Genomic DNA, 7,952 nt, shown 5'->3' on the forward strand with positions numbered 1-7,952 from the left:
GCACAGAGCGAGGAGTTCGGTCATGCGAAGCATCGCCGTCATCGGAGCCGGCCAGTCCGGCACCCAGCTGGCCCTCGGACTACTGGAAAAGGGGTACGACGTCACCCTCGTCACCGACCGGGAGCCGGACCAAGTCCGCACCGGACCCGTGATGTCCAGCCAGTGCATGTTCGACACAGCCCTGCGCACAGAGCGCGCACTCGGCCTGGACGACTGGCAGGGCATCTGCCCACAGATCTCCGGGATCTCCCTGTCCATCGGAGCCGAGGAGAGCAACACCGGCGTGCAGTGGAGCGCACCTCTGGACGCACCCGCCCAGTCGGTGGACCAGCGCGTCAAGTGCGCGGCCTGGCTCGAACGTTACGAGCAGGCGGGCGGCAAACTCGTCGTGCGGGCGGCCACATTGGCCGATCTGGAGGAGTACGCCCGTACCCACGAACTGGTCGTCGTGGCGACCGGTAAGGGCGAACTGGGGCGCATCTTCCCCCGCGACTCCGAGCGGTCCCCTTACGACCGCCCGCGCCGTGTCCTCGCCCTGACCTACGTCACCGGCGCTCAGCAGCGTCCCGGCGACCCCGTCGTCGACCTGCGGGTCCTGCCCGGCGTCGGTGAGTACTTCACGTTCCCCGCGCTGACCGTCTCCGGCCCGTGCGAGATCATGGTCTTCGAGGGAGTACCCGGCGGCCCCATGGACTGCTGGGACGGCGTCCGTACCCCAGAGGAGCATCTGACCCGCTCGCTGGAGATCCTCAAGCACTTCTTCCCTGACGAGTACGAGCGCTGCCGCGACGCGCGGCTGACCGATGACAACGCGGTGCTGCGCGGTCGCCTCACGCCCACCGTGCGCCGGCCCGTCGCCCAGCTCCCCTCCGGGCGGCACGTACTGGGTCTCGCCGACGCTGTGGTGCTGTGCGACCCGGTTACCGGGCAGGGCTCCAACAATGCGGCGCAGGCGGCCGAGCACTACCTGGACAGCATTCTTCGCCACGGCGCCGAGAACTTCACGCCCACATGGATGCAACGCACCTTCGACGGCTACTGGCGCGGCTGGGCCCAGTGGTCGGTCGCCTGGACCAACGGGCTGCTGGAAGGTTTCCGTCCGCACCAGCGGTCGCTGCTCACCGAGGCGGCCGAGGTGCCTGGTGCGGCCCGTGCGCTGGTCAACGGCTTCGACGACCCGCGCACGCTGTACCCGTGGTGGTCCGAGCCCGCGGAGGCAGAGCGGATGCTGGCCGAGAAGCGCGCGGTGGGGGACGCGTCCTTCGACGTACGCGACCTGCGGCGGGCCTTCGGGCAGTACGCGACCGGTGTCACCGTGGTCACGGCTCGCGGGGCCGACGGTCGCAAGGTCGGGATGACGGCGAACTCGTTCACGTCCGTGTCGCTGGACCCGCCGCTGGTTCTGTGGTGTCCCGGAAAGAACGCGCCCAGTACCCCCGATTTCACATCCGCCTCGCACTTCGCGATCAACATTCTGGCGGCCGACCAGCACCACCTCTCCCGGCAGTTCGCCACTCCCGCCGAGGACAAGTTCGCCGGCGCTCCGGTCGACGATGGCATAGCAGGCACTCCTGTGCTGGAGGGGGCTGTTGCCCGGTTCCAGTGCCGCACCGTGCAATGCCTCGACGTGGGCGACCACATCGTCATGATCGGCGAGGTCGAACAGTACGACGCACCTGGCGGCGAACCACTCGTCTTCCACTCCGGCCTCTACCACCTGGCCGCCAAACACCCTGACCTGTGACCGAGTGAGGCCCGGATGATCCTTCCTCCCCTGCGCTACGTGCGACCCAGCACCGTGGCCGAGGCGGCCCACATGCTCGCTTCGATCGATGGAGCGGCCGTGCTCGCCGGCGGCCAGAGCATGATCAACGCCTTGAAGCTGGACCTGGTCCAGCCGACCGCGCTGGTCGACGTGCACCGCCTGGACGAACTGCGCGGCATCGACGTCACCGCCGACGGCACGCTGGTCATCGGCGCGGCCACGACGTATGTCGAGATCGCGAGCTCTCCCGTGGTCCGGGAGGTGCAGCCGTCGGTGGCCGAGATGGCCGCCGGCCTGGTGGACCGGCAGGTCCGCAACCGGGGCACAATCGGCGGCAACTGCTGCCTGAACGACCCCACCAACAACTTCCCGCCCCTGCTGACCGCGCTCGGCGCTTGGTTCCACACCAAGTCGACGACGGGCTGGCGCAGCATCACCGCCGACACCCTCTTCGCCGGCGGCCTGGCAACCACGCTGCGCCCGGGTGAGCTGCTGACGTCCATTCACATCCGACCCCTCCCGCAGGGTACTCGCGTGGTGCACCGCCACCAGCAGCTCGCCGCCGACTCCTGGGCCTTGGCCCGCGCCGTCGTCCGGTTGGACGTGATCGACACAGAGGTGGAAGACGCCCGTGTCGTCCTCGGGGCGGTCCCCGGATCGCCCCTGCGGGTGACCAAGGTCGAGCAGGCGCTGCTCGGACGCCCGGTCGACAGCTCCCTGACCGGCATCGCCCTGGCGGCATTCGACGAGGCCGGCGTGGAAACCATGGGCGACGCCCACGGCTCCGCGGCATACCGCCTGGAGATGGCCAGGGTCCAGCTGCGCCGCGCGCTCAATGACGCGGTCGAAAGGAGTGTCACGGCATGAGCATCGCCGACCACACGTCTCCCACAAGCACGACGCCCGAGGGACCCGACGTGCACGCGATCGAGGTCACCGTCGACGGCCGCCCGGAGCAGGGAACCGTCTCCTCCCGCACACTGCTCGTCCACTGGCTGCGCGACACCCTCGACAAACGCGGCCCCAAGATCGGCTGCGACACGGGCAACTGCGGGGCATGCACGGTCCGCTGGGACGGCCGCATCGCCAAGTCCTGCATGATCCTCGCCGCCCAGGCCGATGGCACGACAGTGGACACCGCGGCCTCCCTGGCAGCCGAGGACGGCACCCTCAACAACCTGCAGCAGTGCTTCAAGAACCACCACGCCCTGCAATGCGGCTACTGCACCTCCGGGATGCTCATGACCGCCACCGATCTGCTCGCATCGGGCGAGGGCGTCACCGACCAGTCGGTGCGCCGCGCCCTGAAGGGCAACATCTGCCGCTGCACCGGCTACGAGAACATCGTCCGCGCCATCCGCGCCGCAGCCGGCCAGGACGTACCCAAGCCCCACGGTCACGAGGAGGGCGAGGAGCAGTGACCACCACCACACAGGCATCCCGGGACACCCGGAAATGGACCGGCCGTGCCATGCCCCGCAAGGAGGACGACCGGCTCCTGCGGGCCGAGGGCGAGTTCGGCGACGACACACCCGTCCACCGCCTCGGTTACGTCTTCTTCGTCCGCTCCCCCTACGCTCACGCGCGGATCATCGGCATCGACGTCTCCGCCGCGACCCGCGTGCCCGGCTATCTCGGATGCCTGCTGCCGGACGAAGTCGAAACCCTCACCGAGCCCTTCATGGAGATCCAGGGCCCGCCGGAGGACGGAGAGCCCGAGGTGGACCGCTGCCTGGCCAGCGGCGGCGTGGTCCGCTTCGTCGGTGAGCCGGTCGTGGCGGTCGCCGCCGACTCCCGGGAAGCCGCCCGGGACGCGGCAGCCGCCGTGACAGTCGACTACGAGCCGCTGCCGCACGTCGTCGACGCCCGCGACGCGGTCGCCGAGGGCGCCCCACTCGTCCATACCCAGACGAACACCAACGTAGCCTGGGAAGGCGACTACGACTGGGGCGACATCGAGTTCGCCCTGACCCACGCCGACCACGTCATCAGCGTCGACGAGATGCACTTCCACCGCTTCAGCTCCACCCCGCTGGAGTGCATGGTCATCACCGTCGAGTACGACGCCGGCACGAACAGCTTCCACATCACCGGCGGCTGCGCGATGCCGCAGATCACCACCCTGATGATGGCGTCGGCGATGCGCCACCCCGCCGAGCGTATCCGCATCGTCAGCAAGGACATCGGCGGCTCATTCGGCATCAAGATCGGCATGTACGTCCCCGCCACAGCGGTGGCCCTGCTGGCGCGAAAACTGCGCCGTCCCCTCCGCTGGACCGAGACCCGGACCGAGCACCACTACATGGGGGGTCACGGCAACGAACGCTGGTTCCACAACATCAAGATGGCCGTGCAGGACGACGGCACAGTCCTCGGCCTCAGCTATGACGCGCTCGACGACGTCGGCGCCTACACCCGGTACGAGCCGCTCGGCGGGGCCATCTGGACCCAGGTCGCCAACGCCTGTTACCAGCTCAAGCACCTCAAGGTCCGCTACCGCAGCGTCTACACCAACAAAGGCCCCGTACATCCCAACCGCGGCTACTCCCGGTTGCAGCACATGTGGGTCGTCGAGCGGATGATGGACATCGCAGCCCACAAACTCGGTCTCGATCCCGTCGAGTTCCGACTGCAGAACTACGTCCAGCCGGACCAGTACCCGTACACCACGGTCAACGGCTGCGTGTACGACTCCGGTGACCTGCCACTGTCCCTGCGCAAGGCCCTGGACCTCATCGATTACGACGAGGCCCGCCGGCTCCAGGGCCAAGCACGCGGCACCGGCAAGCGCATCGGCATCGGAATCGGATCCACTCTCGACTCCGGGACCAACAACTTCGCGCAGGCCCGCCTGATCAACGAGCACCTTCCCTTTGCCGGAAACACCGAGGGCGGTTTGGTCCGGCTCGGCGCGGACGGCTCCGTCTACGCCGTCACCGGCGGCGTCGCCTTCGGACAGGGACACGAGACCACCGTCGCCCAGGTCGTCGCCGACCTGCTCGGCGTGGGCTACGACGACGTCATCGTGCACCGAGGCGGCGACTCCGCCCTGTCCGCTCAGACTGGCTTCTCCGGCTCATATGCCTCGCAGTTCGCGGTCACCGGCATCGGCGCCATTCTCAACGCGACGAAGAAGCTCGTCCGCGAGATCCAGCTCGTCGCAGGTGCCGTCCTCGGAGCGCCCGCGGACGACATCGTCCTGGAGGGCGGCCTGGCCAAGGTCCGGCACGACAACGAGCGAGCCCTGCCCTTCGACGCGATCGCCGGCATCGTCCACTTCTCGCCCGGCTCACTGCCAGCAGAGGTCGCCGAAGAGGTCGGACTCGTGGGCCGAGCCGTCTACCGAGCTCCGTTCGAACTGCCCAACCTCGAACGCAAGTACGGAAACCTGACGCTCACCTACGCCACACAGATCCACGCCTGCGTCCTCGAAATCGACGAGGAAACGGGGCAGATCACCATCCTGCGCTACGCGATGGTCGACGACTGCGGCACACCGATCAACCCCATGGTGATCGAAGGCCAGGTGCACGGCGCGACCGTGCACGGCATCTCCGCCGCCCTCTTCGAGGACTTCGCCTACAACGCGGACGGCCAGCTCATCACCGCCAACTTCTACGACTACCACGCGGCAACTCCGTACGACATGCCCAGTCTGCGCTACGACAGTGTGGTCAGTCCCTCCCCGTTCACCCCGGTCGGTGCCAAGGGCATGGGAGAAGGCGGAGGAGCCCCGCTGCACACCATCTGTTCCGCGATCCAGGACGCCATCGGCGACACAGGCATGATCCTCGACTCCCACAACCCCCCGGAAAGCGTACTCCGGGCCCTGCGCGGCGCCGACGCCGAGAAGGTCAAGGTGGACTGATGCACATCAGCGGAGAGTTCACCACGCCCGGGTCCGGCACGGCACTCGCGGCGCTGGCCGACCGCACCGACGACCTGAAGGCCGTTGCCACCCTGAACGACGTGTCAACCGGCCCGGACGGCTCGGTACACGCCCTGTTCAGCCCCGTTACTCCCTTCGGCCGGCTGGAGCTGCGGACCCGTATTCGCGCCGAAAGAGCCGATGCGGCTGGAGCAGTACTCACTGTGCACGCCGTGCGGGCGCAGCACGCAATCGACGTGCGGATCGAGCTCGGCTTCGTCCCCGTCGAAGGGGGCAGCCGGGTCACCTGGTCCGCCGATCTCACCCTCCGTGGCCCCGCCGCCAGCGTCGGCCAGCGGGTCGCCCGCGAGGTCGCAGGTCGCGCCATCGCCGAGGTCCTTCAAGGCGCGGCGGCCCTGGCCTGATCCCCTTCTCGGGTCAGGTCCTGAAACGGCCTCGGCCAGCCGAGGGCTCCTGCACCGGCCATCGGCCCACCGAGGTCCTTGAGCGCGGTACGGCACTGGGACGGCGATGCCGTACCGCGCTCCTTCCTTGTCTCCCGCTGCCCCTCATGATCGGAGTTTTGCCGTGCCCGGCATCGACCTGCACACCCATCTCGCTCCTCGCCTGGACCACCACCCTCACAACACGGACGGTCTGCTGCTGATCGATGGGCGCCCCGTCGGCCCGCCCGACCTTTATCGTCCGGACAGGCTGGTGTCCTACCTCGACACCGCCGGCCTTGACGAAGCGGTCGTGACGATCCCCCCGCCCTTTTTCCGCCAAGACCTGGACGCCGAGGCGGCACGTGAGTGGGCCGAGTCCGTCAACACAGGTCTGCTGAACGCGCTGGACGACAGGGACCGGCTCACCCCGCTCGCCTATCTCCCACTGGAACACCCCGACGTGGCCGTCGACGAGTACGCACGCCTGCGCGACGACGACCGGTGGGCCGGGCTGACCGCCGCGGCGGGCGGCGCTTCCTGCTCCCTCGCCGACGCCGCGCTCGCCCCCCTGTGGAAGGCTTTGGACGAGGACGGTCGCACCCTGCTCCTTCACCCCGGCACCACCCCCGACACTCGGCTCACGCCGTTCTACCTGGCCAACCTTCTGGGAAACCCCGGCGAGACCGCGCTCGCCGCAGCCCAGCTCGTCTTCGGTGACGTCCTCGCCACGCATCCGCGCTTGCGCTTTGTGCTGGTGCACTGCGGTGGCTTGCTCCCGACGGTCATCGGCCGCTGGCAACGGGGGGTGGATACACACCGGCCCGGCGTGCCCGACCTTTCGGAGTCCCCCCGCGAAGCCGTGCGCCGCTTCTACGTGGACTGTCTCGCTCATGACGCCGCCGTCGTGGACCTCGCCGTGACGACCTTCGGGGAGGACCGCATGGTGTTGGGCAGCGACTGGCCCTTCCCCATGGGCACAGACGACCCACGCTCTCTGGTGGCCCACCGGGGGGAAGACTTCGTTCGGACCGTGGAACTTCGCACCTCGCGGGAGGCGTTGGGGCGTTAATTCCACCCTGCGCGGCCTGCCCCGAGGTGCGCACGTCGCCAGCGTCTGGGCACTGCGGGCCTCAGCAAGTCGTAGAGAGCAACTGTAGGCCTGCCCCCTCCCGGACAGCGGTGTGGCGGACGACGGCGTAGCGGGCGGCCGCTCGCAATGGGGCACGACACGGATCGTGCTGCTTCAGCAGGGCATCGACCGCAGACAGCACGACGGCAGTGGGGCACCGGTTGGGGCATCCGACCCAACCGGTGCCGGCGGCTCTTGGGGCACAAGGAGCTTCCCCCTTCTCCCACCAAGGGCGATGGCGCTGCGTCTGGTGCGCGAGTAATTGCAAGCACCACCGGCCGGCGCCGGGACCATCCCCGCGGGTGCGCGGAGCACGACTGTCTAACTGTCCGAGCTGGTACTTCGTGGGGACCATCCCCGCGGGTGCGGGGAGCACACCGGGGCGGTTCACCCTGCTGACGGCGGAGAGGGACCATCCCCGCGGGTGCGGGGAGCACGGTGTAGAAGGGTCCTGTGAGCCCGAAGTCGCGGGACCATCCCCGCGGGTGCGGGGAGCACTCGCGGGCGAACGCACGCGCGGACTGGGCGAGGGGGACCATCCCCGCGGGTGCAGGGAGCACTCGCCGGGCTGGCGGAAGTGCTTCTCCAGCGCGGGACCATCCCCGCGGGTGCGGGGAGCACGCGGCGGCCTCGCGCGCCCTTGCGAGCGGCTCGGGACCATCCCCGCGGGTGCGGGGAGCACAACGCGTTCCTCCCCGAGCCGGAGGTCGCCCTGGGACCATCCCCGCGGGTGCGGGGAGCACC

The 7,952-nt window shown here is 69.1% G+C and carries 6 protein-coding genes; all 6 read left to right on the forward strand.

The window, feature by feature from the left end; genetic code table 11:
- The first annotated feature begins 22 nt into the window (after positions 1-22).
- The 6 genes from C3489_RS27875 (at position 23) to C3489_RS27900 (ending at position 7,148) form a co-directional block, all read left to right on the forward strand.
- A complete protein-coding gene (locus tag C3489_RS27875; RefSeq protein ID WP_103784838.1) occupies positions 23-1,744 on the forward strand; it encodes a styrene monooxygenase/indole monooxygenase family protein in 1,722 nt (573 codons plus the stop codon).
- Positions 1,745-1,783: 39 nt separating this feature from the next.
- Positions 1,784-2,632, forward strand: coding sequence for a xanthine dehydrogenase family protein subunit M (locus tag C3489_RS27880; protein WP_181139880.1), 849 nt, complete (start codon positions 1,784-1,786; stop codon positions 2,630-2,632).
- Complete coding sequence (locus C3489_RS27885) at positions 2,629-3,186, forward strand: (2Fe-2S)-binding protein (protein WP_181139881.1); 558 nt, start codon at positions 2,629-2,631, stop codon at positions 3,184-3,186. Before C3489_RS27880 ends, C3489_RS27885 begins: the two co-directional genes overlap by 4 nt.
- Positions 3,183-5,633, forward strand: coding sequence for a xanthine dehydrogenase family protein molybdopterin-binding subunit (locus tag C3489_RS27890; RefSeq protein WP_258054980.1), 2,451 nt, complete (start codon positions 3,183-3,185; stop codon positions 5,631-5,633). Before C3489_RS27885 ends, C3489_RS27890 begins: the two co-directional genes overlap by 4 nt.
- The gene (locus tag C3489_RS27895; protein ID WP_103784840.1) at positions 5,633-6,058 is read left to right on the forward strand and encodes an SRPBCC domain-containing protein; all 426 of its coding nucleotides are present in this window, start codon (positions 5,633-5,635) and stop codon (positions 6,056-6,058) included. The genes C3489_RS27890 and C3489_RS27895 overlap by 1 nt, the downstream gene beginning before the upstream one ends.
- Positions 6,059-6,221: 163 nt before the next feature.
- The gene (locus C3489_RS27900; RefSeq protein ID WP_103784841.1) at positions 6,222-7,148 is read left to right on the forward strand and encodes an amidohydrolase family protein; all 927 of its coding nucleotides are present in this window, start codon (positions 6,222-6,224) and stop codon (positions 7,146-7,148) included.
- Positions 7,149-7,952: the final 804 nt, after the last annotated feature.

This window comes from Streptomyces sp. Ru71 (genome assembly GCF_002920535.1).
In the GTDB taxonomy this organism is placed as follows: Bacteria; Actinomycetota; Actinomycetes; order Streptomycetales; family Streptomycetaceae; genus Streptomyces.

What these genes read in the sequence shown, in the direction of transcription:
- C3489_RS27895 (WP_103784840.1), top strand. Translation starts at nt 5,633, where the DNA reads ATGCACATCAGCGGAGAGTTCACCACGCCCGGGTCCGGCACGGCACTC.
- C3489_RS27875 (WP_103784838.1), top strand. Translation starts at nt 23, where the DNA reads ATGCGAAGCATCGCCGTCATCGGAGCCGGCCAGTCCGGCACCCAGCTG.
- C3489_RS27885 (WP_181139881.1), top strand. Translation starts at nt 2,629, where the DNA reads ATGAGCATCGCCGACCACACGTCTCCCACAAGCACGACGCCCGAGGGA.